This window comes from Hymenobacter sp. YIM 151858-1 (genome assembly GCF_025979705.1).
In the GTDB taxonomy this organism is placed as follows: Bacteria; Bacteroidota; Bacteroidia; order Cytophagales; family Hymenobacteraceae; genus Solirubrum.
Map to the genome: position 1 here is coordinate 1,774,266 of NZ_CP110136.1, position 25,915 is coordinate 1,800,180.

26 protein-coding genes are annotated in these 25,915 nt (G+C 63.4%); 10 read left to right on the top strand and 16 right to left on the bottom strand.

Annotated features, from left to right (window positions below):
- Positions 1–54: 54 nt before the first annotated feature.
- The 3 genes from OIS50_RS07900 to OIS50_RS07910 form a co-directional block, all read right to left on the bottom strand.
- Positions 55–684, bottom strand: coding sequence for a polysaccharide deacetylase family protein (locus OIS50_RS07900; RefSeq protein ID WP_264693767.1), 630 nt, complete (start codon positions 682–684; stop codon positions 55–57).
- 266 nt (positions 685–950) lie between these two features.
- Positions 951–2,087, bottom strand: a complete 1,137-nt coding sequence (locus OIS50_RS07905; protein ID WP_264693768.1) for a glycosyltransferase family 4 protein — start codon at positions 2,085–2,087, stop codon at positions 951–953.
- 77 nt (positions 2,088–2,164) lie between these two features.
- A complete protein-coding gene (locus tag OIS50_RS07910) occupies positions 2,165–3,568 on the bottom strand; it encodes an oligosaccharide flippase family protein (protein WP_264693769.1) in 1,404 nt (467 codons plus the stop codon).
- Positions 3,569–3,731: 163 nt separating this feature from the next.
- Here OIS50_RS07910 and OIS50_RS07915 point away from each other — a divergent pair, with 163 nt between their 5' ends.
- Together OIS50_RS07915 and OIS50_RS07920 are read left to right on the top strand one after the other, a co-directional pair.
- On the top strand, positions 3,732–4,859 hold the full coding sequence (locus OIS50_RS07915) for a GumC domain-containing protein (RefSeq protein WP_264693770.1): 1,128 nt from the start codon (positions 3,732–3,734) through the stop codon (positions 4,857–4,859).
- Positions 4,856–6,322 carry an O-antigen ligase family protein gene (locus tag OIS50_RS07920; protein WP_264693771.1) on the top strand — a complete coding sequence of 489 codons (1,467 nt, stop codon included), beginning with the start codon at positions 4,856–4,858 and terminating at the stop codon, positions 6,320–6,322. The genes OIS50_RS07915 and OIS50_RS07920 overlap by 4 nt, the downstream gene beginning before the upstream one ends.
- 220 nt (positions 6,323–6,542) lie before the next feature.
- Here OIS50_RS07920 and OIS50_RS07925 read toward each other — a convergent pair whose 3' ends face one another.
- From OIS50_RS07925 to OIS50_RS07945, 5 genes are all read right to left on the bottom strand, one after another.
- Positions 6,543–7,811 (bottom strand): PP2C family protein-serine/threonine phosphatase, encoded by a 1,269-nt coding sequence (locus OIS50_RS07925; protein ID WP_264693772.1) that lies wholly within the window; start codon positions 7,809–7,811, stop codon positions 6,543–6,545.
- A gap of 100 nt (positions 7,812–7,911) precedes the next feature.
- A complete protein-coding gene (locus OIS50_RS07930) occupies positions 7,912–9,084 on the bottom strand; it encodes an ABC transporter permease (RefSeq protein ID WP_264693773.1) in 1,173 nt (390 codons plus the stop codon).
- Positions 9,084–9,341: a helix-turn-helix domain-containing protein gene (locus tag OIS50_RS07935; protein WP_264693774.1), complete on the bottom strand. Its 258-nt coding sequence runs from the start codon at positions 9,339–9,341 to the stop codon at positions 9,084–9,086. The genes OIS50_RS07930 and OIS50_RS07935 overlap by 1 nt, the downstream gene beginning before the upstream one ends.
- Positions 9,342–9,514: 173 nt before the next feature.
- Positions 9,515–10,741: a glycosyltransferase gene (locus OIS50_RS07940; protein ID WP_264693775.1), complete on the bottom strand. Its 1,227-nt coding sequence runs from the start codon at positions 10,739–10,741 to the stop codon at positions 9,515–9,517.
- Positions 10,738–11,703, bottom strand: a complete 966-nt coding sequence (locus OIS50_RS07945) for a flippase-like domain-containing protein (RefSeq protein WP_264693776.1) — start codon at positions 11,701–11,703, stop codon at positions 10,738–10,740. The genes OIS50_RS07940 and OIS50_RS07945 overlap by 4 nt, the downstream gene beginning before the upstream one ends.
- Before the next feature lie 63 nt (positions 11,704–11,766).
- Between OIS50_RS07945 and ruvC the strand changes: the two genes are divergently transcribed.
- The gene (ruvC, locus tag OIS50_RS07950) at positions 11,767–12,411 is read left to right on the top strand and encodes a crossover junction endodeoxyribonuclease RuvC (RefSeq protein ID WP_264693777.1); all 645 of its coding nucleotides are present in this window, start codon (positions 11,767–11,769) and stop codon (positions 12,409–12,411) included.
- A 62-nt stretch (positions 12,412–12,473) separates the two neighbouring features.
- On the opposite strand, the gene OIS50_RS07955 is transcribed toward ruvC, so the two are convergent.
- The 4 genes from OIS50_RS07955 to OIS50_RS07970 all read right to left on the bottom strand — a co-directional run bounded on the left by OIS50_RS07955 (position 12,474) and on the right by OIS50_RS07970 (position 15,449).
- On the bottom strand, positions 12,474–12,953 hold the full coding sequence (locus tag OIS50_RS07955; RefSeq protein ID WP_264693778.1) for a hypothetical protein: 480 nt from the start codon (positions 12,951–12,953) through the stop codon (positions 12,474–12,476).
- A gap of 38 nt (positions 12,954–12,991) precedes the next feature.
- Positions 12,992–13,384 carry a hypothetical protein gene (locus OIS50_RS07960; RefSeq protein ID WP_264693779.1) on the bottom strand — a complete coding sequence of 131 codons (393 nt, stop codon included), beginning with the start codon at positions 13,382–13,384 and terminating at the stop codon, positions 12,992–12,994.
- Between the two features lie 207 nt (positions 13,385–13,591).
- Positions 13,592–14,392: a PhzF family phenazine biosynthesis protein gene (locus tag OIS50_RS07965; RefSeq protein WP_264693780.1), complete on the bottom strand. Its 801-nt coding sequence runs from the start codon at positions 14,390–14,392 to the stop codon at positions 13,592–13,594.
- Between the two features lie 157 nt (positions 14,393–14,549).
- Complete coding sequence (locus tag OIS50_RS07970; protein ID WP_264693781.1) at positions 14,550–15,449, bottom strand: DMT family transporter; 900 nt, start codon at positions 15,447–15,449, stop codon at positions 14,550–14,552.
- A gap of 242 nt (positions 15,450–15,691) precedes the next feature.
- On the opposite strand from OIS50_RS07970, the gene OIS50_RS07975 reads away from it, so the two are divergent.
- From OIS50_RS07975 to OIS50_RS07985, 3 genes are read left to right on the top strand one after another with little or no spacing between them, the layout of a single operon-like run.
- A complete protein-coding gene (locus tag OIS50_RS07975; protein ID WP_264693782.1) occupies positions 15,692–16,231 on the top strand; it encodes an RNA polymerase sigma factor in 540 nt (179 codons plus the stop codon).
- Positions 16,232–16,236: 5 nt separating this feature from the next.
- Positions 16,237–17,901: a PorT family protein gene (locus OIS50_RS07980; RefSeq protein ID WP_264693783.1), complete on the top strand. Its 1,665-nt coding sequence runs from the start codon at positions 16,237–16,239 to the stop codon at positions 17,899–17,901.
- A 13-nt stretch (positions 17,902–17,914) separates the two neighbouring features.
- Positions 17,915–18,883 carry a hypothetical protein gene (locus OIS50_RS07985; RefSeq protein WP_264693784.1) on the top strand — a complete coding sequence of 323 codons (969 nt, stop codon included), beginning with the start codon at positions 17,915–17,917 and terminating at the stop codon, positions 18,881–18,883.
- 238 nt (positions 18,884–19,121) lie between these two features.
- Here OIS50_RS07985 and hutI read toward each other — a convergent pair whose 3' ends face one another.
- From hutI to OIS50_RS08000, 3 genes are read right to left on the bottom strand one after another with little or no spacing between them, the layout of a single operon-like run.
- Complete coding sequence (hutI, locus tag OIS50_RS07990; protein ID WP_264693785.1) at positions 19,122–20,390, bottom strand: imidazolonepropionase; 1,269 nt, start codon at positions 20,388–20,390, stop codon at positions 19,122–19,124.
- 19 nt (positions 20,391–20,409) lie between these two features.
- On the bottom strand, positions 20,410–20,850 hold the full coding sequence (locus tag OIS50_RS07995) for a hypothetical protein (RefSeq protein ID WP_264693786.1): 441 nt from the start codon (positions 20,848–20,850) through the stop codon (positions 20,410–20,412).
- Positions 20,851–20,900: 50 nt separating this feature from the next.
- The gene (locus tag OIS50_RS08000) at positions 20,901–21,344 is read right to left on the bottom strand and encodes an ATP-binding protein (protein ID WP_264693787.1); all 444 of its coding nucleotides are present in this window, start codon (positions 21,342–21,344) and stop codon (positions 20,901–20,903) included.
- A 141-nt stretch (positions 21,345–21,485) separates the two neighbouring features.
- On the opposite strand from OIS50_RS08000, the gene OIS50_RS08005 reads away from it, so the two are divergent.
- Entirely contained in the window at positions 21,486–21,767 is a 282-nt protein-coding gene (locus tag OIS50_RS08005) for a hypothetical protein (protein WP_264693788.1), read from the top strand.
- Positions 21,768–21,912: 145 nt separating this feature from the next.
- Here the strand turns inward: OIS50_RS08005 and OIS50_RS08010 are convergent, their stop codons facing one another.
- Positions 21,913–23,028, bottom strand: a complete 1,116-nt coding sequence (locus OIS50_RS08010; RefSeq protein ID WP_264693789.1) for a spore photoproduct lyase family protein — start codon at positions 23,026–23,028, stop codon at positions 21,913–21,915.
- Between the two features lie 420 nt (positions 23,029–23,448).
- On the opposite strand from OIS50_RS08010, the gene OIS50_RS08015 reads away from it, so the two are divergent.
- The 3 genes from OIS50_RS08015 (at position 23,449) to OIS50_RS08025 (ending at position 25,911) form a co-directional block, all read left to right on the top strand.
- The gene (locus tag OIS50_RS08015; protein ID WP_264693790.1) at positions 23,449–23,964 is read left to right on the top strand and encodes a 2'-5' RNA ligase family protein; all 516 of its coding nucleotides are present in this window, start codon (positions 23,449–23,451) and stop codon (positions 23,962–23,964) included.
- Between the two features lie 75 nt (positions 23,965–24,039).
- On the top strand, positions 24,040–24,651 hold the full coding sequence (gene pncA / locus OIS50_RS08020; protein WP_264693791.1) for a bifunctional nicotinamidase/pyrazinamidase: 612 nt from the start codon (positions 24,040–24,042) through the stop codon (positions 24,649–24,651).
- Between the two features lie 153 nt (positions 24,652–24,804).
- Positions 24,805–25,911, top strand: a complete 1,107-nt coding sequence (locus OIS50_RS08025) for a mechanosensitive ion channel family protein (protein ID WP_264693792.1) — start codon at positions 24,805–24,807, stop codon at positions 25,909–25,911.
- Positions 25,912–25,915: the final 4 nt, after the last annotated feature.

The window sequence follows — 25,915 nt, forward strand, 5'->3', positions numbered from 1 at the left end:
GGCAGCTTGCATGTGGCTGCCTGCGGCAAACCACTCGCGCCGCACCTAGGGCCGCTAGAGCAACCCGAACCGGTAGCCTTGTTCGGCCAGCTCGGCCAGGTAGCGCGGCAGCACGTAGCGCAGGTTGCGGCTGGCCTTGAGGCTGTCGTGGAATACCACCACCGAGCCGGAGCGCGTGAGGCGCAGCGAATCGCGCAGGCAGCGCTCGGGCTCGTAGCTGCGGTCGTAGTCGCAGGTAAGCACGTCCCACATCACGATGTCGTACGTGGGCTGCAGCACGCGGCTCAGGGCCGGCGTAATGCGCCCGTACGGCGGCCGAAACAGCTTTGGGCCGCCTGGCTGCACCGCATCAATGGCCTGCTGGCACCGCGCCACCTCGTTGAAGTACGTCGCCCGCGCGCTCGACCAGCCGCTGATGTGGTGGTAGGTGTGGTTGCCCAGCCGATGCCCCGCAGCTACCACTTGCCGGGCTATTTCGGGATGGCGCTCCACGTTGTCGCCCACGCAAAAAAACACGGCTTTCGCCTCGAAAGCCGCCAGCTGCTCCAGCACCCAGGGCGTTTCGTCGGGGATGGGGCCGTCGTCGAACGTCAGGTACACGGTGGGCTCGGCGGGGGCGGGTCCTTGCCAAACGGCACCGGGCAGCCAACGCTGCATGACTTCGGGCAAACGGTGCAAACGCATGGGCAAGCAAACTGGTGGAAGATGCAAAAGTAAGCGGGCCGGCGGGTAGCCTGGCGGTTGTGCCTGCCCCTAGGTGGCTGGCGGCCTAAACAGGCACGGCACCTAGGGAGCAACCCAGGTTTTGGGTACCTTGTTCGCGCCGGTTGAGCTTGGGGTACGGGCACACGCCGCCAGCGTCGCAAAAACCTGGCAAACAGCTTATTGACAGCTTTGTAAACGGGTTTACTGATTTCGTAAACACGTTTACCGACCAGCATTTGGGCGCGCTATCCTACCCCTACCGTGGCCTCCAGCGCCTGCCAAAGCCGGCGGGCGCTTTCGGCCCACGAAAAGCGTGCGGCGTTTTTCAGGCCCTGTTCTGCCAACTGCTGCCGCAACCCGGCATCCGAATCGAGCCGCACCAGCGCCTGGGTTAGCTGCGCCACCGAAAACGGATCGGCCAGTAAGGCACCGCCGGGGCCGGCTACCTCGGGCATGGAGCTGCAATTGGAGGTGAGCACCGGGCAACCGCTTTGTTGCGCTTCCACAATCGGAATACCGAAGCCCTCGAAGTAAGGCACGTAGGCGCAGGCGCGGGCCGCGGCGTACAGCTGCACCAGCTCCTCGTCGGTGACGCGGCCGGTGAGGTGCACCGCCTGTTGATGCTGCATCTGCTGGTAAGCGTCGAGGATGGGGCCGGCTTTCCAGGCCTTGCGGCCTACCACCAGCAGCTGCGTTTCGGAGCCAGTTTGCTGCTTGAACTGGTCGAAAGCCCGCAGCAGGTTCACGAGGTTTTTGCGCGGCTGCAGCGCCCCCACGAACAGAATGTAGGGCCGCCCGCCGCTGAACTGCTGCCGCACGGCCTGCTGCTCCGGCGCGGGCAGCGGCCGAAAGTGCGCATCGGCGGCGTTGTACACCACGGCTACTTTGGCGGCATCGGTACCGTAAGTGCGCACCAAATCCTGCCGGGTAGCCTCCGAAACGGCCACGATGCGCCGCGAAGCCTGCACGTAGCGGGGCGTAAAGTAGCGGTAGTACTTGCGCACCAGCCAACCCACATCCTGCGGGTAGTGCTCGAAGGCCAGATCGTGCACCACCGTGAGGCGCGGCACCGAGGTGTTGAGCGTGGTAAAGCCGTCGGGGCTCAAGAACACGGCGGGCTTGTGCCGGCGCAGCCACATGGCCACGGCCCCTTCGAACCAGGCCACAAACAAAAACGGGTGGCGCGCCGGCGGGTACAGCACGTGCGGCACCACGTTCGGCCCAAACACATAGCGCGGGTCGAAAGCCCGATCGAACAGAAAGTGAAACGTGTGCTCGGGGTGCTGGGCCACCATGTGCCGCAGCGTTTCATAAGTAAACCGGCCGATGCCTTCGAGCGAGTTGCCCGGCAGCAGAAAGCGGGTGTTTACGGCTATGTGCACGCGCGAAGGGAGGTTAGTGGAACGTTTGGAAATTGGGTGCGGCCGGCGCCCTAGGTGCCGGCCGGCTGCACCAGCACCTAGGGCGCCGCAGGCTTGCGCGGGAGCAGTGATTTGAGCTCCTGAACCCGCACCACGCCGGCGGCAAACAGCAAGCCCACAAACACCAGCCCGGCCACCACGCTTTCGGCCAGCCACGGCAGCGCCGCCCAGGTTTGCAGCGCATACCAGCCGGCGCACAAGCCCACAAATACCGCGAGCAAACGGCCCAGCAAACCCCAGGGCACCGCAATGTTGGCGCGGTACTGCACCAGCCAAAGGTACCCCACCGATATTACCACCGCGCAGATGAGCGTGTTGAGCGCCCCCGCCACCGCCCCGTACCTAGGCAGCAGCACGAAGTTGAGCCCGATGTTGAGGGCTATGCTGCCGGCCACGAGCCAGCTTACCGGCCGCTCGAAGTTGGTGCTGGTAAGCAAGGTGCTGTAGATGGCGAAAAACGCGTGCACCAGCACGTTCAGGAAGAGCAGCTTGGCGCACCACGTCATGCGCTGCAGCTCCTCGAAGCTGCTGTTCTGGAACTGGAAGAAGAGCAATTCGCCCCGAAACAGCACGAACGCGCACACGAACAGCAGCGGCACGGCAGCCACCCGCTGCCCAAACCACAGCAATTCCTTCTGCTCATCGCGGTTGCCCAGCGAGTGCGCAAACTTGGCGAAGAACAGCGGCAGCACCGTCCAGAGGTACATCATTACGGCATCAACCCAGCGGTAGGCGCCGGCGTAATACCCCGCCTCCCGAGCCGACGACAACCGCTCCACCATCAGCATGTCGATGCGCTCGTTCATGCCGTAGAGCAACGTGATGAGCGCAAACGGAATGCTGCCGCGCAGCATTTCGCCGGCGTGCACCCGGTTGGGGCGCCAGGCCAGCTTGCCGAACAACCTGGTTACCAGCACATAAAGCAGCACAAACGTGAAAACGGCCGCCACCGTGCGGGCGCCTACGTAGTTTTCGAGGTTGATGCCGATGGGCAGCAGCGCCAGCACCAGCCCAAACAGCAGCAGCTTTTCGAGCACCGAAAGCCAGGCATCGGTATTGAAGTGCTGATGCGCCTGCACCGCCCCGCGCAAAAACTGCGCGTACTGCGTGAGCAGCAGCCCCAGGCCAATTACGGCCAGCAGCAGCAGCGTGTGCCCGCGGTACCCAATCAGCCAGCCGCCCCCTACCATCAGCCCCAGAAACAACACCCCCAGCCCCCCGCGTAAGGGCAGCACCGTAGGGAAGTACTCGGGCAAAAAACCCGGCTCGGCGGCTACGCGCTTGGTGGTGTGCTGCGTCAGCCCTAGGTCGGATACCGAGGCCAGCACCAGAGCAAAGTTGAGCAGCGCCGCAAACGTGCCGAACGCGGCGTGCCCGATGCGGTCTTGCACCACGTTCTCGAGCACCACCCAACCCGGCTTCACCAGCAGGTTCAGGAGCACGGCCAGCCCGATATTTCCGAAAAAGCGTTTGATGCGTGTGGTAGGCTTAGGTGGGCCGCAAAGCTACCAAAAAGACGCTCGTACCCGGTTTTTGTGGTAGCTTTGCTTGTTAGAAAAGGGGTTTTGCCCTTGTGCTGCCGCTTACTTCCTCTCAATAATCCGCATGTCCGCACGCACTTATTCGTTACTCGGCCTCTGGCCAATCATTCATCGTTGGAAGCGCCTGGTACTAGCGGCCGTGGGCTTTGCGGCCCTGGTAAGCCTGGTGGTAGCGCTGTTGCTGCCCAATATTTATAAGTCGACGGCTATATTTTACCCCACCAACGCCGTTTATCCCACCAACACCGAAACCTCCGACCTCGACCGTTTTATTACGGAGCAAGGCAACAAGCGCGAAATCAGCAACCGGCCCGAAGACCTCGACCGCCTGATTACCATCGGCAACTCGCAGCCCGTAGCCGAGCAGATCATTCTGAAATACGACCTGCACAAGCGCTACGACGTGGGCGCGCCGGGCAACGAGCTCGACGACCAGGATGCCTTGGAGGAGTTCAGCGAAAACCTCGACATCGTGCACAACGAGCGCGACGCCATTGAGCTGACCTTCCTCGACGAAGACAAGAAGCTGGCCGCCCGTATTGCCAACGACCTGATGGGCATGATCGACTCGATCAACCAGCAGCTTACGCTCGAAAACCGCCGCCGCGTGCTCGATCTGTACCGCACGCGCTACACCTACCTCAACAAGGAGTACACGCGCACCAAAAGCGCCCTGATTACGGCCCGCAAACGCTTCGGTATTTTCGGCATGGACCGCGAATCGCGCTTTCTGGCCCAGGAAATCATCTCGACGCAGGCCGATATGTACCGCGCCGAAAGCGCCGGCGACGCCGGCCGCGCCGCGGCCTTGCGCCGCTCGCTGCGGGCCCTTACCGAGGCCGACGGCGGCAGCCTGATTAACCTGGAGAACTACGTGCAAGGGGCCGACTCGATCAGCACCCTGGAGGCCCGTTTCGAGGACTTGCAGCAGCGCCTGGTACAAGCCCAGGCCGCCTACGAAAACGCCGAGCTGGCCCTGAAAGGGCGCGTCTCGTCGCTGTACGTGGTGCAGAAGGCCATACCGGCGGCGCGCAAGTCGCAGCCGGTGCGCTGGCTGATTGTGGCCTCGTCGGTGCTGATTACGTTCGTGCTGTCGGTAATTGCGGTTACCCTGATTGAGCTGTACCGCCGTAACCTAGGTGCCAACCGCCGCACCTACACCGAGGACCCCGTTCTCTCCAACACCCTATGATGCAACTGCTGGCGCGGTTGCGCCCGCGCGATACCGCCGAACGCGTTTTTGTGGCCTTTGTGCTGCTGCTCGTGCTGGGCGGGGCCATTGGCCTGGGCTTCGAGTCGCCGCTGGGCCTGGCGCCGGCGCTGCTGGCCATCGGCGTGGGGGTGCTGCTCGTCGACTGGCGCTGGATTTACTACACGCTGCTGTGCACGCTGGCTTTCTCGCGTGAGATTCCGCTGCCCGGCGGCCTTAGCCTCGACGTACCCTCCGAACCCATGATGCTGGTGCTGCTCGGCTGCCTCGGCGTGGCGGTGCTTACCGGGCGCAGCACCCTCACGGCGCGGCAGCTTGCCCACCCCATCGTGGTGATTCTGCTGCTGATGCTGCTGTGGTCGGCGGTGTCGATGCTGTTTTCGGTTGATACCACCAAGTCGGTTAAGTACCTGCTGGCCAAAACGTGGTACATCGGGCCGTTTCTGCTGATTACGCTGATGCTGGTGCGCACGCCCACCGATGTGTGGCGTATTGCGGCCTGCCACACGGCCTCGGCCTGCCTTACGGTGCTGTACGCCGCGCCTCGGCACGCCACCAAGGGCTTCAGCTTCGCCGACATCAACTGGGCCCTGCAGCCCTTCTACATCAACCACGTAATCTACGCTACGGTGCTGGCCATGATGCTGCCCTACGCGTGGTACGCGGCGCGCGGTACGCAGGGCGTATGGCGGTGGCTGTGGCGCGTGGCGGTGGGCGTTATGGTGTTCGGGTTGCTTACGTCCTACACGCGGGCTTCCATCATGTCGATACCCATTGCAGCACTGTATTACCTGGTGCTGCGGTGGCGCTACACCCGCGTGGCGCTTGTTGCTGCGCTGCTGAGCGTGTCGGCGGGGGTGCTGTACTTCGTGCAGCAAAACAACTTCATGCTGTACGCGCCCGACTACGAGAAAACCATCTTCAACGGCGACGACTTCGGGAAGCACATTGCCGCTACGTACAACCTGCAGGACCTCTCGGGCATGGAGCGCGTGTACCGCTGGGTGGCCGCGGCCCGCATGGTGAGCGAAAAGCCCCTGACCGGCAGCGGCCCGGCCACGTTTTACCCCGAGTACAAGCGCTACACCCTCAAGAGCTTCCGCACGTTTGTATCGGACAACCCGGAGCGCTCCACCACGCACAACTACTTTCTGCTGCAGCTGGCCGAGCAGGGCGTGCCCGGCTGCCTGCTGTTCGTAACGCTGCTCTCGGCCACGCTGCTGCTGGCCGAGCATCTGTACCACCGGGCAGCCAGCCGCCCCGAGGTACGGCAGGTGGTGCTGGCGGCTTCGCTCTCGCTGGTCGTCATCATATTTCACCTCACACTCAACGAGTTGATTGAGGTAGACAAAATCGGCTCGTTCTTCTTCATCGGGCTGGCCGTGCTGATGAAGTGCCAGGAATGGCTGCGCAACGCACCCGCACAAACCGAGCCGCAGCCCTAGGTGCCTATTACCCTCCCCGGAACGCAAACCGCCCGCTGGCCTAGGTGCCAGCGGGCGGTTTGCGTTCCGGGGAGGGTAACGGCTGACGGGCAACAACCTGCAACGAGCCTTGGGCTCGTGGCCCTAGGTGGCCAGGCCTGCTTTTCGACCTAGGGCCCGGTTGATTGCGGTTGCTACCGAGCGAAACGCGAACTGCAAGTCCGCGCTACGTACGGGGCGCTTAGCGGAAGCGGCAGCTCAGGATGGTGATGTCGTCGGCGAAGTGGTTGCCGTTGACGTTGAAGGCCTCGATGCGGCGCAACAGCTCGTCGTGCAGCTTGGGCAGCGGCAGGTAGCGGTTGGTTTCGAGCGTTTCGAGCACCCCGGTTTCACCAAACTCTTCGTGGTGAGCATCAAATACTTCGGTCAGGCCATCGGTGTAGCAGAGCAGCATACTTTGGGCGGCCACCTGCACGCTACCAACTTTCAGCATCGGCAGCTCGTCCATCACGCCCAGCATAATGGTGCCGTCCTTCAGCAACTGCACGGGGCCGTGCCCTAGGTCGGGCAGCAGCATGGGGTCGTTGTGGCCGGCGTTTACGTAGCGCAGCTCGCGGGTGGTGCGGTTGTACTCGCCAAAAAAAGCCGTGATAAACCGGTCGCCGCCCGAGTTGCGGAAGATCAGGTTGTTCAGCTCTCCTACCACCGTGGCCAGATCGGCTTGCTGACGCAGCAGCGTGCGCAGGCCGGCCTGGAAGTTCGACATCAGCAACGACGCGCCCACGCCTTTGCCCGACACATCGGCCGCGCAAAACAGGAAGCGGTTTTTGTCGATGGGCACCACGTCGTAGAAGTCGCCGCCGACGGCCGTGTGGGGCACGTACGTGGCGTGCACGGCCACGTGCTCATCGTTGGGCAGCTTGCTCGGGAAGAGCATGGCCTGCACCTCCTGCGCAATTTCAATTTCCTTGCGCACGGCCGCGGCCTGCACCTGTTGGCGCATCAGCCGCCGCGACGACACCGCCCCGAACAGAATCTGGCTTAACGAGTCGATAAACGTGACGGCTTCGCGGCGGGCCTCCAGCGAGCTGGTGTAGTTCTGGTGCAACGGCCCGATAAACACAAGGCCCAGCAGCTGCTCGCTTTGCCGCACGGGCATCACGGTAGCGAAAAAATCCCAGGGGCGGCCCAGCTCCAGGTCGATTACATCAACGGGGTGCTCGGGCGGAAAGCGCTGCAGCTGATCGGGCAGCGTAATGCCGCGGAAATCGGGCATGCCCGGGCCAAACGCCACGGCGCAGCGCCATTGCGCATCCTCCACCACATACACCGCCAACTGCCGCACGCCCAACTGGCCGAGCAGCGTAAACTGAAAAATCTTGTAGAGGTTCTCGTCGCTTGGCTCGCCGTTGATGGCCTGGGTTATTTCCAGCAGCGCAGCCAGCTCCCGCTCCTTGAGCTTGAGCAACAAGTGCTCTTCTTTGGTGAGCGGACGCAAAGTATCGGGCATAGTCGGGGATGAGTGCAGGAGCGGATGAGTAGTTGAGCAGATATGAGTGGAATGAGCATTGCTTAATCTACTCATCCGCCCATTTACCCATTTGCTCATCTCACTGAATGGGCGTTTTTGGATCGTAGGCGTCTCGGAGTCCGTTGCCAAGTAAGTTAAAGCTAAGCACCAGCAGGCTAATGGCAAGGCCCGGCAGCAGCGTAAGCCACAAGCCGGCGCGGGTGCCCAGCAGCTGAAAGCCTTCGTTTACCATAAGGCCCCACGAGGGTGCCGGCGGCTGCACGCCCAAGCCCAGAAAGCTCAGGCCCGCCTCCAGCAAAATGGCCGCGGCAAAGTTGGAAGTGGCAATTACGATCAGCGGCCCAAGCAAATTGGGCAGCAGATGGCGCACCAACAGCCGGCCGGTTGGCAATCCTAATACGCGGCCAGCCTCCACGAAGGTTTTTTCGCGCAGGCTCAGCAGTTGACCGCGCACCACGCGGGCCACATCTACCCACATCGTAAGTCCCACAGCCACAAAGGATGTCCAGACGCCTTTGGAGCCGAACGCCAGCGAAATAGCAATAACCAGCATGATGCCCGGAATGCTCCACACCACCGTCATTACCCCAAGCAGGAGCGAATCGAGCCAGCCGCCGGTATAACCGGCAACGGCGCCCACGGCCACCCCGATCAGCAACGAAATGAGCACCGCCACCAGGCCGATACCCAGGGAGATGCGCGTACCCAGCAGCAACCGGCTCAGCTCGTCGCGGCCGGCTTTGTCGGTGCCGAGCCAGTAGGTACGCTCGATAATGTGCTGTTGCTCGATCTGCTGGCGCAGCTCGGCGGCGGGCCCGGAGCGGCCGGTTACCTGGCTAAGCACGTAGCGCCGCGGGGCTTCGGCCAAGGCGCCTTTGGCCTGGTATGGCTGGGCAATAAGCGTATCGCCGGCCACGCGCCAGCCGCCAATGGGCACCTCCTCGTAGCGGGCGGGCGTGCCGCCCAGCCAGCGCTGCAGCAGCGAGGGGTTTTCAGCAACCGAATCGGTAAGGGGAAGGCGCAGAATGGTAGCCCGGAAACCCGGCGGCTGTTTTTGCAGCTGCACCAGGCCGTTGTTGGCGTTGGGCGTGGCATCGGGCAGCACGAGGTAGCCCAGCAGCGCCACCAGCGTGCACAGGCCGATAAACAACAGCCCCGCCATGGCGGGCGTGTTGCCGAGCAGCCGCTGCCGAACGTAGTAGCCGGGGGTGCGCACCGGCGCGGCCGGGTGAGTTGCTACGGGAGCCGCCATTAGCGGGTGTTGTGTTGAAGCAGGCCCTCTTTGCTGGCCAGGAAAAAGCAATCCTGCCGAACGGCGCCAAACAAGGTAGGCTCGTAGGCCAGCTCGGTATCCGGGTCGGGCCAGAAGCACCGCACCAGGCCCTGCTCGAGCATTTCGCGCAAGTGCTGCTCCAACTCGTTGGCCGATAGGCTGGTGCGCTGCTGCAAATCGCTAAAAGAAGTGACGAAGTAGAGTTCGTCGAGGATGTCGAATTCGGCGTCGGTCACGGAGGGCTCAGCTGATGGTTAACAAAGGTATCATCAGCTAACCTGAATGCGAAGGAAAAGTCACGGAGGCGAATGGAAGCACCGGCAGTACCTACCTGCAAACCGGCAAAAAGTGCGGCGGCTAGCCATGAGCCCCCTGGCCTGGCGAAGGCCACGAAGTTGCTCCGGGCAAATTACTCATTGGTTGCTTCGACCGTTGCCGACCTAGGTATTTCGGCGGATTTTACGGCCACCTGGCGCCCTTTCCAGCGGTAGCCGCCGCGCAGACCCAGGAGGCCTACCGCTAGTGCGTAAGGCGGGTACATCACCTGCAACAGTGGCACCAGCTTAAGCCAGTTTTGGCGTCCGAAAAACCGCAGCACCGGTCGCAGAAAAGCTACGTCGGCACCCAGCTTCAGGCCCCAGCCAACCAGCACCCAAGGCCACACCGCCGCTTGCCAGCACAGCAGCCCTACCAACGCCCACAAGCTAAGGTTGGCCGCCAGCACCAACACGGCCAACCACCGCGACGCCCCGCTTTGGTAGTGCCGCCATTTGCTGGCCCACCGCACCCGCTGCTGCAGCAAAGCACCTAGGGCAGGCTGCGCGGCGGTACGCACGGTAGCATCGGGGTGCTTCAGAAACCGAATACCCTGTGGGTAAGCAGCCGATATTTTGTGCAGCAGAAACTCGTCGTCGCCGCTGGGCAGGTGGGCATTGCCGCCAAAACCACCCACCGCGTAGAAAGCCGAGCGGCGGTACGCCAGGTTGGCGCCGTTGCACATGGTGGGCGCGCCGGCAGCAATGCTGGCCGCGCCAGTACCTACCAAAGCAGCCAGCTCGAGGCCTTGTAAAGCAGCCAACAGGCCTTTGCCGGTAAGCAGTACCGGGCCGCTTACAAATTGCAGCTGCTCCTTGCTGAACGCCTGAGCATAAGCCGCCAGCCACCCCGCGGGTACGCGGCAATCGGCATCGGTGCAGAGCACCCACGGCGCGCGGGCCTGCGCAATAGCGGTTTCGATGGCGGCTTTCTTGCCGGTAAGGTTGCCTGATTGTTCGGCGAGGCGCAACAACCGCAGCGGATATTGGCTGCGCGCGGCCGCGGCCTGCACTACTGCGGCCGTATCGTCGGCCGAATGGTCGTCCACCACGATTACCTCGAAGCGGCCGCCTTCGTGCAGGTAGGTTTGCCGGCCTAGGTCGGCGAGGAGCTGCGGCAGGTTGGCAGCCTCGTTGCGGGCGGCAATCAGCACCGAGACAGTCGGCTTCTCCCCTTGCGTTGTGGCTTGCGCCCTAGGTGGTTCAGGCTCTTTGGCAAGCGCTGGCAGCTGCAACCAATGGCGGCGGTATTGCCAGAAGGCGGCCGCGTAAACAGCCGTGGGCACGCACACTACGGCAGCCAGCCAGTGAGGCAGCATCATACCACGCGCAGCTGCTTACGGTGCTTGCGGTTGCGCCGAAGCACCTTCAGCCGTAGCACAAACAGCAGGCCCGCCGCGCTGGGCAAGGCAATGTTGAGCACCCACAGGCTAAGGCTGGCGCTGAGCACGGGCAGCACCGGCAAACCCAGCAGGCCAAACAAATGCGTGGCCGATAGCTCGCGGGCGCCCACATCGGTAAGCGCGTTGAGCGAGGGCACCAACGACTTCAGCAGGAAGGTGCCGGCAATGGCGGCCAACGCGGCACCTAGGGGCGCCTGCGCGCCGTAGGCCCACAGCAGCAAGCCAAATTGCGCCGTGAACACCGCGTAGCGCAGCCCCGAAACCAGCAGCACCTCGTGGAGCACCCGGGCCGGGTAGTGCGGCAAATTGGCCACGTAGCGCCTAAACCTACCCAGGGGCCGCCATTGCAGCACGGCCTCCAGCAAATAGCGGCTGCGGTAGAGCGGCAACAGCAGCAGGCCCGCGCCCAGCACGGCCGTGAGCACCAGGCCGCCCACTACCGCGGGGTACGTGTGGCCGATGGCCCGCGCCACAAAGTAGAGCCCGCCCGCCGCACCGGCCAACAGCGTAATAATCAGCTGGCAGTAGCGCCCCAGGAACACGGCCCCCAGGGCTTCGGGCCGGCGGTTTTTCAGCTCGAGCAGGCGGCCGGCGTAATCGCCCACGCGGTTGGGGGTTACGAAACCCAGGGTAAGCCCCACCAGCACCGCCCGGAAGCTGCGCGCAAACGATACGGGCTCGAGGTGCCGCGCCAGGCGCCACCACTTCCAGGCTTCCAAGGCCCAGTTGAGGGGCACCAGCAGCAAGGCCAGCACGGCGGGGCCGCGCTTGGCGTCGGTAATCAGCCCGCGCCACGCCGCCGCGGTAGCGGCATCGGCCACTACCGATTGCCACAGCAGCCACAGCGTAAGGCCCGTTACGGCCAGCTTGCCGAGCACCACCCACGGCTTAAGGTTGCGCCGGCGGGAACCGGCACTGGGTTTATGTGTGTAGCTTTGTACTGAATGGCTACTTACCCCTCCCCCGCTCCGCTCGACCTGCCCAAGATCATTATGGGCATCGACCCCGGCACCCAGATTATGGGCTACGCCGTAATTGAGGTCACCGGCCAGCGGGTGCAGGTGCTCCGCTACGACGTCATCAACCTTAAGGCGTTTGGCTCGAATCACGCAGTAAAACTAAAGAAGATCTTCGACCGGATGATTCAGCTGATCGAGGAGTACCTCCCCGACGAGCTGGCCATCGAGGCTCCCTTTTACGGGGCCAACGTGCAAAGTATGCTGAAACTGGGCCGGGCGCAGGGCGTGGCCATTGCTGCCTGCCTCTCGCGCGACATCCCGTTTGTGGAGTACGCCCCCACCAAGGTAAAGCAGTCGGTTACGGGTTCGGGCGCCGCCAGCAAAGAGCAAGTGGCCCACATGCTGCGCCAAACCCTCACGCTGCCGCCCATGGAAGAAGCTCCGAAGCTGCTCGACGCCACCGATGCCCTGGCCGTGGCCCTGTGCCACCACTACCAAAAAGGCAACAACGTGAAAGCCGGCGGCAAAAGCTGGGGCAAGTTTCTGGCCGAAAACCCCGATAAAATGGCTGCACCCGTGGCCGGCAAAAAAGCCGTGGCCGCCCGCGCAAAGCCGGTGGCCAAGGCCTAGGTTTTAGCCCTAACACCGGCCTAGCCAGGCAACAGGAGGTGTCTTTCGAAGCTGACTGCGGCTTACTCCTGGCTTTGTTCTTCCAACAGCCAAACGTGGCAGAGCAGCCCGTACAGGGCACCGCTGAGCGCAAAAGCGGCGCTGTAGCCAACCACCTCAATCCAACTATCGGCAGGTCGGAGGTTCCGAAGGGCTACGAGGAAACTGCCTGCTGCCCCAATGCCGGCACCCACTAAAGCGGTTTCTGCGGCCGTTCGTTCTTTTATTGACTTGGTGAAACCCCTCAGCACGGGGTAGGCCAGCATATAGACCCAGCCGCCGTAAAAAACGATGTACAGGTAATAAATCAGGAACTCATCCAGGCTCCAGATTTGGTGCGCATCAGTGCTGAGCGTTACAAGCAAAAGCAAACCCAGAGCGGCAACACCGGCGCTCAGCAATGTGATTACCAGCAATATGCAAAACGTAATCATGCCTTTTGAATAATACGGCTGAATAACGAACAACACACAGCCCCGGCTTGCTCTAGGTGCCGCATACACCGAAAGCAGACCGGGGCTGTGTTGTAATGCAATTTCGCTTACTGCCCGATTACGAACACCGTATTGGCTTGCGCATTCACGCCGCGGCCGGTTTCGCGCTTCTTCTCCTGCCCGTCGAGCAGAATAACCGCCGTGATTTCGGCCGTAGCGGAGTTGGTGTTCAGGCTGGCCAGCACGTTCACGGCGTCGCCGTATTTCATGGTTCGCTTAAACGAGTAAGTGGCAGGTAACGCCACGCTGGTGAGCTGCGTGCGGCCGCCCGATTCGTTGCCGTACAGTACAAAATCGGCCTTGGCGGCGCTGGGCGAGCTAATGCGGTACTCCACCTGATACTCTTTGGGGCCGGCGGGCTTGGTGCTGCTTTCTTTGGAGCAACCCACCGCTACGGCCAGGCAAACACTACCGATCAGTAAGCGGGTAAGCTGTTTCATGAACAAGTAAGTAGGTGAACGAATACGTTTCAGCAACTCTCAGCCGAAGCTGAGCAGCGGTTTCGGGGCCGAATATGCGAGAAGTTGCCGAAACATATTGTTTCAGGTATATATCTGCATCAGTTGTCATTGCGCGTGCCGAGCGAAGTGGCACCTCTCCTGCTGACCAAACGAAACACCGGTTGCCGAATTGCCACCGACGACATGCTAGCTGAACTCAATCTCGCCGCGCAGGTAGGTAACGGCGTAGCCGCTCATCAGCACCCGCTCGCCGCGCAGCTCGCACCACAGGTCGCCGCTGCGGGGCGATACTTGCCGGGCGTGGAAGGTGGTTTTGCCGAGGCGCCCGGCCCAGTACGGCACCAGCTGGGTGTGGCCCGAGCCGGTAACGGGGTCTTCGGGTACGCCCACGCGGGGGCCAAACCACCGCGACACAAAATCGACGCCGTTGGAGCCGGGCGCGGTGGCAATTACGCCGCGGTACTCTACTTTGGCCAGGTGCGTCATGCTGGGGCGCAGGGCGCGCACCTCGGCTTCGGTGTCGAAAACGGCAATCAAATCGGGACCGGCATGAATGCTCAGGGGCGTGGCGCGCAGGCCGTCGAGCAAGCCATCGGGGTGGTGCTCCAGGTGCTGCGGCGGTTGGGCCGGAAAATCGAGGGTGAGCTGGCCGTTGGGCTGCTGGCGCACGCGCAACGGGCCGCTCTGCGAGTAGAAGGTAAGCTCCTCGGCGGCGGCGCCTAGGTGCCGGAACAGCACGTGGGCCGTGGCAAGGGTGGCATGGCCGCACAGGGCTACCTCCACGGCGGGCGTAAACCAGCGCAGCTCGTACTCGGCCGCGGCGCCGGCGCGCGGCACGAAAAAGGCGGTTTCGGCGAGGTTGTTTTCGGCGGCAATGGCCTGCATGGTTTCGGCGGGCATCCACTCCGTGAGCGGGCACACGGCGGCAGGGTTGCCGGCAAATACTTTATCGGTAAAGGCGTCGACCTGGTAGATGGGAAGCGTCATGGGCGAGGGAAAGCAGGTTAAGCGGGGCTAATGTAGCACCCGGCCCAGCATAGTTGCAGCCCTGGCGGGCATTTGCACCAAACCTGCCCGGCGGCAATTCTTTTGGCTGGCAGGTGTGCGGGCTTCGGCCCACCCACACGCGTGGCCGCATGCCTGCTCACGGATGCGGCGCCTTCGGGGCCTGCTTCGGGATGCGCCACCGCCCAGGCGACGCGGGCCTGATGTAGGTAATGGCAATACCGAGCAGCACGATGCACCCGCCCACAACGGTAGTGCCCGTAACCTGTTCGCGCAGAAACACCCAGGCCATCAGCCCGGTTACAAACGCCTGGCTCAGGAGGCTCAGCGACACGTTGGTGGGCTCGAGGTGCTGAATGGCTTTGTTGATGGTGAGCCAACCTGCCAGCTGACACACCAGCCCCAGCCCCAGCAAGCCCAACCACGTTTCTGTTGAGAAATGCCACAGCGGCTCTTGGTACCCCAGGCAAAGCAGCAGCAAGAAGATACTGGCCGCCAGCATGTTCCAGAACATGAACGTGAGCGTGTCGATGCGCCGTAGTACGTCTTTCGTGAGCAGAATGTAGATGCCGTAGAAGACGCTGGAAAGCACGGCCAGCAGAAAGCCTAGGTCGAACTGCAGGGCCAGAATTGCGGGCAGCCCGGCCAGCAGCACCATGCCGCACAAGGCAACCAGGGTGCCGCTCCAGAACGAAACGCCGGGCCGCGCTTTCAGGAACACCACGCTGCCCAGCCCCACCCACACGGGCGCCAGGTTGGCCAGCAGCGTGGCCACCGTAGCCGACGACAGCCGGATGGAGATGTTCCAGACGGCAATATCGGAGGCGAATACCAGGCCCCCGAGCAAGGAAATAAGCAAGTCCTTGCGGCTGATGGACTGCAGCTTTTTGGCCAGCAGCACATACAACGCCAGCACCGCCCAGGCCACGGCAATGCGGTAGAATGCGGAGGTGAGCCCGGGCACCGGCATGCCCTTCACGAAGATGGGCGAAAGCGAAATGCAGACGATGCCGATAACCAGAAGCAGACGCGGGTTCATAGGCAGCGAAGGTACGGCGGGGCGTCGGGGCCGGGGCGGGCGGTATGCCGTTGGGCCTTGCGCCGGCCGCGCCGGCGGATGGGCGCTTTATGGTGGTAAATCGGCGCTTTATCACTTCATTAGCGCTTTTGGATATTTATTTCTGAGTCCGTGCAACCGCGCAAACAGGTGCCCGGTCAAGCGTGCAGAAGGTTGTCTTATTCCGGAATAGTCAGCATGCTACCTCGCTCTATCAGTACCGTATGCCGCCAATCGAAGAGATATTAGCCGGCTGCCGCCGCGGGCAGCCGGCGGCCCAACGGCAGTTGTACGACCACTTGGCCTACCGGCTGATGGGCGTGTGCCTCCGCTACAGCCCCACCCGCGCCGAAGCCGAAGACGCGCTGCAAAATGCCTTCGTGAAAATCTTCAGCAACCTGCACCAGTACGCCGGGCAGGGCCCCTTTGAAGCCTGGGCGCGCCGCATTGCCGTTACCACCGCCATCAACGCCTACCACCAGCGCAAGCAGCGCGGCCCGCACGTGGACTGCGAAGAAGCCGCCGACCAGGCCCACCCCGACGGCACCCCGCTCGAGCAGCTTTCGGCCAACGAGGTGCTACGCCTGATGCAGACGCTGCCGCTGGGCTACCGCACCGTGCTGAACCTGTACGCCGTGGAAGGCTACTCGCACGCCGAAATCGCGGAGCTGCTGGGCATTTCCGAGGGCACCAGCAAATCGCAGCTGTCGCGCGCCCGCCACTTGCTCGAAGAACGGCTGGTAGCCTCCAACAAAATCGCCTAATTGCCATGACTGAGCACGATCAGCAAGATTTTTTTCGGGAGCTGCACGACAAGCTCCACGACTTTGGCGCCGAACCACCAGCTGATGCCTGGGCGGGAATCCAGAGCCGCCTGCCCCAGCAGAAGAAAGACCGCCGTCTGTTTTTTTACCTCAGCACCGCAGCTGCCCTCCTGCTGCTGGGCGTGGCGCTCCTAGGTGGTTTTCACCGCTTCAACATGCCCTTCGGCGGGGGGGCTGCAGGCCGCTCCGCGCAACCCGTGGCCGTACGCCCGGCCAGCACCGGCGGGCAAGCAGGCCAAGCAGCTGGCGCATTGCCGAACGGGCAGCCCACCAACCCGGGTGCCGCTGGCCCCACCAACCCCGGGGCTGCTGATGCACAAGCCATTGCCGCACAAGGCACCCGGGAAAGCGCAACTGCCGACGCCACCGCTGGCGCTTACGCAAGCAACGCCTCGGCATCGGCCGGCACGCGTAGCGCCCTAGGTGCTTCGGAGGTCAGCAACGGCCTGGCACCCGCGGCAGCTTCTTCTGGATATGCCGCAGTTACTGATGCCAAAGCCCGCCGCCGCACTTCGCGCTCGGCCGGGACGAAGCACCTGGGTGCGTTGGCTGCGGCCAGCACTGGCACGGCTGCCCGCAGCCGCACAGGGCGCCTAGGGAAAGAGCAAGGCATGGCAAGCCTGGGCAGCCGGGCAGCTACCCGCCGAACAGGCAGCAACACTTTGGCCGCGGCCTCCAATGCTGCAGCCTCCCGCGAATCGGGCTTGACGCGCAATAGCCTGCGCCGCGCCGCTCGCCCGAAAACGGGTTTATCCGCAGTTGGCATTTCGGAAGGGGGTTCGGGTTTTTCCGCCTCGACTCGTACGGCTACTCACGGCCGCATCAGAGGGGCTAGCTTGCCGCTCGAGCCTACGGCCCCAGAAGTGGCGCTAACCGAGCCCGAGGAGCCGGAAGTACAACGCACCCGCCGCAGCAACCGCAGACCGCAAAGCCGCCGGGCCCGCATCATCAAAGGCCTGAGCGTGGAAATGCTGGCCGGGGCCGCCTACTCCTACCGCCACCTGTCGGGCAACGGCACCAAGGCCCAACGGCAGCTTACCAGCCTCGAGCGCCCGGCCGTGGGCTACTCGGGCCAGTTGAACGTGGCTTACGCCCTCAACCGCCAGGCGAAGGTTTCGGTGGGCTTGGGCTACACCGACTACGCCACCCGCTACCGCTACCAGGTGCAAAAGAGCAGCGGCAGCGTGCTGAAAATAGATCAGCGCGATGTGTACCGCTTTATGGTGGTGCCGGTGCAGATGCAATACAAACTCGCCGGCAACCACCGCTACGCCCTGGGTTGGCTGGCGGGCGGCACGCTCGGGGTGTACACCGGCGGCCGCACCACCGAGGGCAGCGCCTGCAACTGCACGCAAAACAACGACCCCACCACCGACGCCCGCTACCGCTCCTTTACGGTAGCCGCCACCGCCGGCGCTTTTGTCGACTACAACCTCACGCCCGACGTGCGCCTTCTGCTCCGCCCCACGCTGCAATACCACCTCACCTCGCTCACTGCCCCTTCGTCGGGGCTGCTGCAGCGCCGCCCCGTGTCGGTGGGCCTGCAAACCGGTTTGTCTTTCAACTTAAAAGAGCCGAAGCGCCCCGCCCCGGCTATTGCTAAACACTAATTCTGGCTGATTTATGAAGCGTATCCTTCTCCTCTCCGCGCTGGCGGCTAGCCTGTGCGGCTGCGCCAAAGAAGACATTGTTATCTGCGAAGTCGACGGCGGTGTGACGCCGCCCGTAACAACCCCTACCAAGTTCGCCAGCATTGCGGATTTTGCCACCCGATACGGCGCCGCCCCTCAGCTTTTCTCGCTGCCGGCGCGCACCTTTCAGAGCGTGGTGACGGCCAAAGGCAACCGCTTCACGTTCGCGCACAACAATTTCATCCGCACCGATAACCAACCACTATCTAACAGCCCCATTCGGGTGCGCATCCGCGAGATTATGGGCAAAGCCGATATGGTGCTTTCGGCCATGCCCACGGTGGCCCAGCAGGGCGAGCTGCTGGAGTCGGCGGGCGAGTTTCAGATTCAGGCCATGCAGGACAGCGTGCCGCTGCGCATCAACGACACCACGCGGGTGCGCTTCCAGACGGTGCTGCCGCCCGTGCTCAACTCGCAGCAAGGCATGCAGTTGTTTGTGGGCAATGGCGTGGGCGGCGGCGCGGCCGGTTGCTTTAGCTGGATACCGCTGCCCACGGCGGCCTTTGCCCCCACCGGCAATGGCTTTTCGGGCTCGGTGCAGGGCAGCCTGATGAACGCGGGCCTGGGCTGGATTAACTGCGACCGGTTCGTGGGTCTGCCCACCTCGCCCCCGCTGCCCATCACGGTCAATGCCCCGAACGTCAGCAAAACCAAAACGGCCGTGTTTGTGGTGTTTGATGAGCTGAACGCAGTGCTGCAGATTTGCGGCGACGGCAGCAACAAGTTCACGGCCAGCCAACTGCCCACTGGGGCCAAGGTAAACGTGCTGGTCATTCACGTTGACAACGAGCGCGTGTACTACGCCAAACAAAGCCTGGTGGTGGGCTCCGCCACGGCCGTTACCCTCACGCCCACCGAAGCCGACGTAACGGCCATGGTTGCCGACATCCGCACCCTGTAATCAGCCTTAACCTACCCCTTATTCCGGTGTTTGATTGTGGCCGGCCCCTGGTACCTAGGGGCCGGCCTTTGCATTGCCTCTGGGGCGAGATTTTGAGGAAGTCATGTAGCGCGGGAATCCGTTGGCTGCGCCGACCTGCGGTTCCGCGACGCGCCCCAAAGGCGCGTATGTAGTTCGGCGCAAAAGCTGATACGCGCTTGTGGCGCGGAACGGATTTCCGCGCTACGGCGCACACAACCTAAACCAGCTCGCCGCCGATTATTACCTGCGCCACCGGGTTTTCGCCCAGCCAGTAGGGCAGTTCGCGGTAGTCGGGCACGTGCAGCAGCAGCACATCGGCGCGCTTGCCGGGCTCCAGCGAGCCGCAGTCGTGTTGCCGATCGATGGCCCAGGCGGCGTTGAGGGTTACGGCAGCCAGGGCTTCGAGCGGCGTCATGCCCATTTTCAGGCAGGCTACCTGCAGGGCCAGCCACAGGTTTTTGCTGGGGCACGAGCCCGGGTTGAAATCGGTGCTGATGGCCACGGGCAAAGCCGCATCAATGAACTGCCGCCCGGGGGCGTATTTTTCCTGGCGCAAAAACAGGGGCACCAGCGGCAGCAGCACCGCCACGGTGCGGCCCTGGCCGGCGGCCGCCACCTGCGCGGCGCCTGCGGGCGTGAGGTAGTCGCAGTGGTCGACGCTGGTGGCGCCGAGCTCGGCGGCCATCAGGCAGCCGCCCAGGTCGTGCAGCTGCTCGGCGTGGATTTTCAGCTTAAACCCTAGGTGGCGGGCGCGCTGCAGGTAGCGGCGGGCTTCCTCAACGCCGAAAGCGCCTTCTTCGCAGAATACATCCACGAACTCGGCCGCGCCGCGCACCTCGGGCAGCACTTCGGTTGCCAGGTAATCGAGGTATTCGGCGGGGCGGCCCTTGTACTCGGGGCCGGGCACGTGGGCACCCAGGAAAGTGCTGACGATGCGCACGGGTTGCTGCTGGCCCGCTTGCCGGGCCACGCGCAACAAGCGCAGCTCGGTTTCCTTATCGAGGCCGTAACCGGTTTTGGCCTCCAGGGTGGTTACGCCGTAGCGCCGGAAGCCCTCGAGGTGGTGCAGGGCGTGGGCGAGCAGCTCGTCGTCGCAGGCCGCGCGGGTTTTGCGCACGGTGCTCAGGATGCCCCCGCCCGAAGCCAGAATATCGAGGTACGACTCGCCCTGCAGCTTGCGCTGAAACTCATCGGCGCGGTTGCCGCCAAACACCAGGTGCGTGTGGCACTCCACCAGGCCGGGCATCACCACGCGGCCCGTGGCGTCGATTACGCGGGTTTCGGGGCCGATCAGCGCCTCATCCAGCTCGGCCATGGCACCCACGGCGGCAATGGTGCTGCCGTGGCAAGCCACGTACCCTAGGTCGAGGATGCGCCACTGGTGCATGGCAGCGCCGGCCAGGGGTTTATCGGTGGCCGGGCCGGCCAGCGTGAGCACCTGCGCCGCGTTGCGGATGAGCAGCGAGTAAGGTTGGGTGGCGGGCACTGCAGAGCGGAAAAAGGACCTAGGCTTGGGGTTGGCTGGCGCGGCGGGTGGCACGCGTCAGTTGCTTGATGTACTCGACGCGGCGGAAGCGCAGCGCCGACCAGTCGTCATCGATGGCAATTTGGCGCACGGGCTCGAAGCCGAGGGCGTGCAGCGGCGCCCAGCCCGTGTCGCGGTTGAAGTCGCAGCGGTACTTTTTGCTGGTGCCCTTGGGGTAGGCAAACCACACGGCCGCGTCGGCGGCGGCCAGGGCGGCTACCTGCGGCGCCAGCAGCTCGATTTCGGTTTGTTGGGTGGCAAACACCAGGGCGGCATCAACCTTATCGGCAGCTGCTGCATCGCCCACCACCGTGCAGTGGGCCCGCAGGTCGGCCAGCATGGGTTGCAAATCGGCGGGCAGCCCGAGCACCAGCACCACGGTGCCGGGCTTCAGCAGCATTTTCTCGACGGCTGATTTCATGAGGCGAATGTAGCAGAAGAACGCCGTGCCGCCCTAGGTGCCCGCCCGCGCTACGCCTGCCAGGGCCTCACCTCAAACCCGCCGCCCGGCCCGATGCGCACGTGGTACAACTCATCGAAGCCCTCGGCGTAGGTGGGCAGCTCCAGGCGGCCGCTGGTGCCAAAAATACCTTTGGCCGGCACCTGCTCGGCGGTGGGGCGCTGCTGGTTGCGCAGCAGCGCCTCGCGCGGCGCCGACTGAAAGTAGTAGCCTACCACCCGGTAGCCCGCCTGCCGGGCCGCGGCAATGTATACCTGCCGCTCGGCCACGGTGGGGTTGGTGTTATCCACCGCAAACCGGGCCTGGGTTTCGAGGCACAGCTGCAGCAGGCGCCGCTCGCGGTTGCGCGTACGAAGCAGATCGAGGCTGATGCGCACGTGCGAGTTGAAGAACCGCTGCTTGTAGAACGTCGACTTGCCCGTGGCCTGAATTCCGCAGAAAATGACTGCCTGCATAGCCCTAAGAAACAGAGGAGGTTAACCCCGATGAGTTATTGGTAGTGCTGAAGACGAGTTTCGTATACTTTTTCCAGCCCGTCTTTGGTTTTCAATACCTCATCTGATTATTATTATACACGAACCGAAACGCAAGAGCCTATGCGACCAAACGCCCACTCGCTGCCCCTGCTCACGATAGTCTCTGCGCTGCCCAACGAGGCCACCGAACGCCCCATCTGGCCCAACGACGAGCCCGAAACGGCTGTCATTCCCCTGAAGGCGCAGGTTAGCACGCCCACAAAGCCCAGCCAGCCCCAAACCACGGGCTTTATGGTGGCTTCATCTGCCGAGCCCGCGCCCCCACCGGAGGCCGCCAACCCCAAGCTGCACAAGTACGACGAGTTCGTGAAGTTCTACCTCGAATACATGAACCGCGCTTAGCCGATTGGGCGGCTAACGGCCTTGCGCCGGCAATCTTTCTACGGTAACTCCCTCCCTTGCTTCCCGATACGCCCAACGGCTACCGCTTTGCAGCGGCGGCGGTTGGGCGTATTTCTGGCTGGTTGTTGCCGAAAGCGCGGCGGCCCTAGGTCCAGTACTTAACCGGGGCCTGCGGGAAGCGCTGCTGCCATTCGCTGTAAAAGACTTCCTTCAGGCGGCGCATATCGTCGGGCTGGTACACGTACTTGTGGCTGCCAAACTTGTTGCGCTTAACGGCGCGGCGGGCTTCGTCGAAGTCGAGGGAGGTGTTGGGGTACCACTGCAGCAGCACGTCCTTGGAGCCGGGCGTAAAGCGGTGGCTGATGAACTCGGCCGTGAGGTCGCACTCGAAATCGAGCGTGGCCGAGAGGCGGTCGAACAGCTGGCGGTACTCCTGCTCCCAGTTGGGGATGGGCATAATGGGCGCCAGCACCACGCCCACCGGGTAGCCGCCCCCGCCTAGCTCCTTGGGCAAGGCCAGCTGGCGCAACGCCTGCAAGCGCGCCTCGATGGAGGCGGTGCCGCCCTCCAGCTTGCGCGCCACCGACTCGGCGTTGAGGCTGACCCGGGCCCGCGTGTGGCCGTGGTGGGGCAAACCGAGCAGCGAGCCTACCTGGTCGTACTTCGACACGAAGCGCAGGCGCGCCCCCTCGCGCTGCCCAAAATGGCGCACGCACTCGGCCAGGCTGCCCGTGAGGTGCTCAATGCCGAGCACATCGGTGTAGCAGCTCACCTCGAAGCTGGTAAGCCGGCCGGCCTGCTCGTAGCTGGCGGTGTTCCGGAGCAGAGTGGGCAAGTTGGCAAACACGCGCACCACCGGCGGGCCCTGCAGCGAGCCGGCCAGGTAGCAGTACTGGCAGTGCGCGGGGCAGCCCTCGGCCAGGTTCATCTGCCAGTCGGCCGAGGGGGGCGTGGGTTGCAGGCGCAGCGCACTCGGCGGAGCCTTTACCACGGCCAGGGTACTTTTGGCGCGGCGGTAGGTGTCGCGCTCATCGGTGCCGCGCACGCCGGTAAGGCGGTTGCTCTTGAGCACCTCCACCTCCAGGTCGTGCTGCAGCACGCGCTGGTATATCTGCTGGCCGAACTCCTCGTCGAGGGCGTCGGGCGTGAAAAGCACGCGCTTGGGCAGCCAGAGCTTGGCGCTGTGGGTGCGCACCAATGGCTCGGGCTGGGCCGTGGCCGGGGCGTTGAGAACGGGTAAGGTGAGCTGGTCGATCATCATTAGCTACAACACCCGGGCAGTGCCATAAGCTCCATCTAACACATGAAACAGATATTATTTTCTAGCTGATTAACAGTGTTTTATGCGTCAAATAATTTATCGTCTGTTAATCCGAAACCGGCGGTTGGCTTAGCCAATTTGGCCTTTGCGCTGGTACAGAAAAGGTGCAGGTAAGCGCAGCCTGCCGCCCTTGTATGTGCTGCTTAGGGCACGGGGGGCAAGGTCAACAATTCGGTACCCGGTTTGCCGGCGTAGGCGTTGACAAGGCACCGCTTTCTCGCCTAGGCCTGAAAGCGCACTGGCTTAACTATTCGACTTTTAACTTCACTTCTGCTTCAACAATAGCCTATTATTTATCTGAATAGTAACATCTTACAAATCAAACCACAACCATAGCAATGGCCAGCCAGTTTAGCCAATATGCCTGCCATTGATGCCCCGCTTATCCTCACGCTTTCGCTCGACGAACGGACGTTCGGCTACTTCAACGCCTTGCGTCAGAAGCACTTTCCGCCGGAGCGCAACTACCTCGATGCGCACTTCACGCTGTTCCACCACCTGCCCGGCCCCGCCCACGACGACATTGCCGCGGTGCTGGTTGCCCGGGCGCAGGCGCAGCGCCCCATGCCCATGCGCGTAACGGGCTTGCAGTTTTTGGGGCGCGGGGTAGCCTTCGCGCTCGACGCCCCCGAGGCCGAGGCCTTGCACCGCGAGCTGCAGGCCCTGTGGCGCGCGCACCTTACGCCGCAGGATCAGCAGCGGCGCCGGCCCCACGTAACCATCCAGAACAAGGTAACGCCCGCCGCGGCCCGCGCGCTGCACGAGCAGCTGAGCGCCGGCTTCGAGCCTTTTGAGGCCACAGGCACGGGCTTGCAGCTGTGGGCCTACCGCAACGGGCCCTGGGAGCTGCTGCGCAGTTTCGCGTTTGGCGCCTAGGTTTGCGCGTGGTTGCGGCACCGGGCACCTCCGGGCTTTGTCGGGCAACCCCATCCCCCACCCTATCCGATGCTTATGAAAGCGCTGCTGCTTATTGATATTCAGAACGACTTTGTACCCGGCGGCGCTTTGGCCGTGCCCGCGGGCGACCAGGTTATTCCGCTGGCCAACGCGCTGCAACCGCACTTCGAGCTGGTGGTGGCCACCCAGGACTGGCACCCGCGCACGCACAAAAGCTTTGCGGCCAACCACCCGGGCAAAAACGAGTTCGAAACCACCGAGCTGCACGGGCTGGAGCAAGTGCTGTGGCCGGTGCACTGCGTGCAGGGCACCGCGGGCGCCGAGCTACACCCCGCCCTCGATACGCAGCGCATCGAGGCCATTTTCCGGAAGGGCACCAACCCCGAAATCGACAGCTACAGCGGCTTGTTCGACAACGGCCACCAGAAGGCCACGGGCCTAGCCGATTACCTGCGCGGCAAGGGCGTGCGGCAGGTGTACGTGGCCGGCCTGGCCGGCGACTACTGCGTGTATTTCACGGCCAAAGATGCCCTGCAGGAAGGCTTCGAGACGTACCTGATCGAGGACGCCGCCCGCCCGATTTCGGCCGAGGGCTACGAGCGTGCCAAAGCCGACATTGCGCGGCGCGGCGGGCGCATCGTGCACAGCAGCACCCTGCTGGGCTAAGCCGGCGAGGCACCAAGGGCACAGCGAGCCGCCGCGCCCTGGCCGGAGTAGCGCACCGCCACCCTAGCTACGGCCACAACCTTTGCCGCAGCGGCGGGGTACAGCATGAGGCCTGCCGCTGGCCGGCAGTGGCCTGCCCATGCTGTTCCGTTTATGTCCGACCTAGGCCTCAACCTCCCCTATCAGCTTGATATTGCCCTGCGCACCGCCGCCGTTGTGGTGGGCGGTTTGGCTGCCGGGCTGCTGCTGAAGTTTGCCATTTTCGCGGTGCTGCGTACCTACAGCCACCGCCCCGACGACCCGGTTTTGCTGCGCTCGGTGGTGCGGCGGCTGAAGCGCCCGAGCGGCTACTTTCTGCCCGTGCTGGTGCTGTCGTTTGTGTTGCCGCTGGCCCCGCTGGCGCCCAAGCCCTTCGAGGTGTTGCGGCGCATTGTCGAAACCTGTCTGATTACCTCGTTTGCGTGGTGCCTGGTGCGGCTCGTGCGGGTGGTGCAGGATGTGGTGCAGCACCACTACCGCCTCGACGAGGGCGACAACCTGCGGGTGCGCAAGCTGTTCACGCAGCTGCAGTTTGTGCGCAAGTTTGTGGTGTCGCTGATTGTGTTTCTGGCCGTGGCGTTGGTGCTGATGAGCTTTGCCACGGTGCGCAAAATCGGTACGGGCTTGCTTACCTCGGCGGGTATTGCCAGCGTAATCGTGGGCTTTGCGGCGCAGCGCTCCATCAGCAACTTGCTGGCCGGCTTTCAGATAGCCTTTACCCAACCCATCCGGCTCGACGACGTGCTGGTGGTGGAAGGCGAGTGGGGCCGTGTGGAAGAAATTACCTTCACCTACGTGGTGCTGCGCATCTGGGACGAACGCCGGCTGGTGCTGCCGCTCAACTACTTCATCGAAAAACCCTTCCAGAACTGGACGCGCACCACCTCGCAGCTGCTCGGCACCGTGCACCTGCAAACCGACTACACCATTCCGATTGATGAGGTACGCACGGCCCTGCAGCGTATTGTGGAGCAAAGCCAATATTGGGATAAGCGCGTGTGCGTGCTGCACGTCACCGACTCCAAAGACCGCACCCTGGAGCTGCGCGCCCTGGTAAGCGCCGCCAGCTCGGGCGACATTTGGGAGCTGCGCTGCGAAGTGCGCGAAAAGCTGCTCGGCTTTGTGCAGCAACACTATCCGCAGTGCCTGCCCAAAACCCGTACGCTGGTGGATGCGCCGGCAATTGAGCAAGGCAAGGCTGTCGGCATAGCTGATGCTTAGTCGG

Excerpts from the sequence above, each read along its gene's own strand:
- OIS50_RS07965 (WP_264693780.1), bottom strand. The coding sequence starts at position 14,392 with ATGACGCTTCCCATCTACCAGGTCGACGCCTTTACCGATAAAGTATTT.
- OIS50_RS08005 (WP_264693788.1), top strand. The coding sequence starts at position 21,486 with ATGCGACCAAACGCCCACTCGCTGCCCCTGCTCACGATAGTCTCTGCG.
- OIS50_RS08015 (WP_264693790.1), top strand. The coding sequence starts at position 23,449 with ATGCCTGCCATTGATGCCCCGCTTATCCTCACGCTTTCGCTCGACGAA.
- pncA (WP_264693791.1), top strand. The coding sequence starts at position 24,040 with ATGAAAGCGCTGCTGCTTATTGATATTCAGAACGACTTTGTACCCGGC.
- OIS50_RS07980 (WP_264693783.1), top strand. The coding sequence starts at position 16,237 with ATGACTGAGCACGATCAGCAAGATTTTTTTCGGGAGCTGCACGACAAG.
- OIS50_RS08000 (WP_264693787.1), bottom strand. The coding sequence starts at position 21,344 with ATGCAGGCAGTCATTTTCTGCGGAATTCAGGCCACGGGCAAGTCGACG.
- OIS50_RS07995 (WP_264693786.1), bottom strand. The coding sequence starts at position 20,850 with ATGAAATCAGCCGTCGAGAAAATGCTGCTGAAGCCCGGCACCGTGGTG.
- OIS50_RS07940 (WP_264693775.1), bottom strand. The coding sequence starts at position 10,741 with ATGATGCTGCCTCACTGGCTGGCTGCCGTAGTGTGCGTGCCCACGGCT.
- OIS50_RS07960 (WP_264693779.1), bottom strand. The coding sequence starts at position 13,384 with ATGAAACAGCTTACCCGCTTACTGATCGGTAGTGTTTGCCTGGCCGTA.
- OIS50_RS07930 (WP_264693773.1), bottom strand. The coding sequence starts at position 9,084 with ATGGCGGCTCCCGTAGCAACTCACCCGGCCGCGCCGGTGCGCACCCCC.
- OIS50_RS08025 (WP_264693792.1), top strand. The coding sequence starts at position 24,805 with ATGTCCGACCTAGGCCTCAACCTCCCCTATCAGCTTGATATTGCCCTG.
- OIS50_RS07925 (WP_264693772.1), bottom strand. The coding sequence starts at position 7,811 with ATGCCCGATACTTTGCGTCCGCTCACCAAAGAAGAGCACTTGTTGCTC.
- OIS50_RS07920 (WP_264693771.1), top strand. The coding sequence starts at position 4,856 with ATGATGCAACTGCTGGCGCGGTTGCGCCCGCGCGATACCGCCGAACGC.
- OIS50_RS08010 (WP_264693789.1), bottom strand. The coding sequence starts at position 23,028 with ATGATGATCGACCAGCTCACCTTACCCGTTCTCAACGCCCCGGCCACG.
- OIS50_RS07915 (WP_264693770.1), top strand. The coding sequence starts at position 3,732 with ATGTCCGCACGCACTTATTCGTTACTCGGCCTCTGGCCAATCATTCAT.
- OIS50_RS07975 (WP_264693782.1), top strand. The coding sequence starts at position 15,692 with ATGCCGCCAATCGAAGAGATATTAGCCGGCTGCCGCCGCGGGCAGCCG.
- OIS50_RS07985 (WP_264693784.1), top strand. The coding sequence starts at position 17,915 with ATGAAGCGTATCCTTCTCCTCTCCGCGCTGGCGGCTAGCCTGTGCGGC.
- OIS50_RS07900 (WP_264693767.1), bottom strand. The coding sequence starts at position 684 with ATGCGTTTGCACCGTTTGCCCGAAGTCATGCAGCGTTGGCTGCCCGGT.
- OIS50_RS07970 (WP_264693781.1), bottom strand. The coding sequence starts at position 15,449 with ATGAACCCGCGTCTGCTTCTGGTTATCGGCATCGTCTGCATTTCGCTT.
- ruvC (WP_264693777.1), top strand. The coding sequence starts at position 11,767 with ATGGCTACTTACCCCTCCCCCGCTCCGCTCGACCTGCCCAAGATCATT.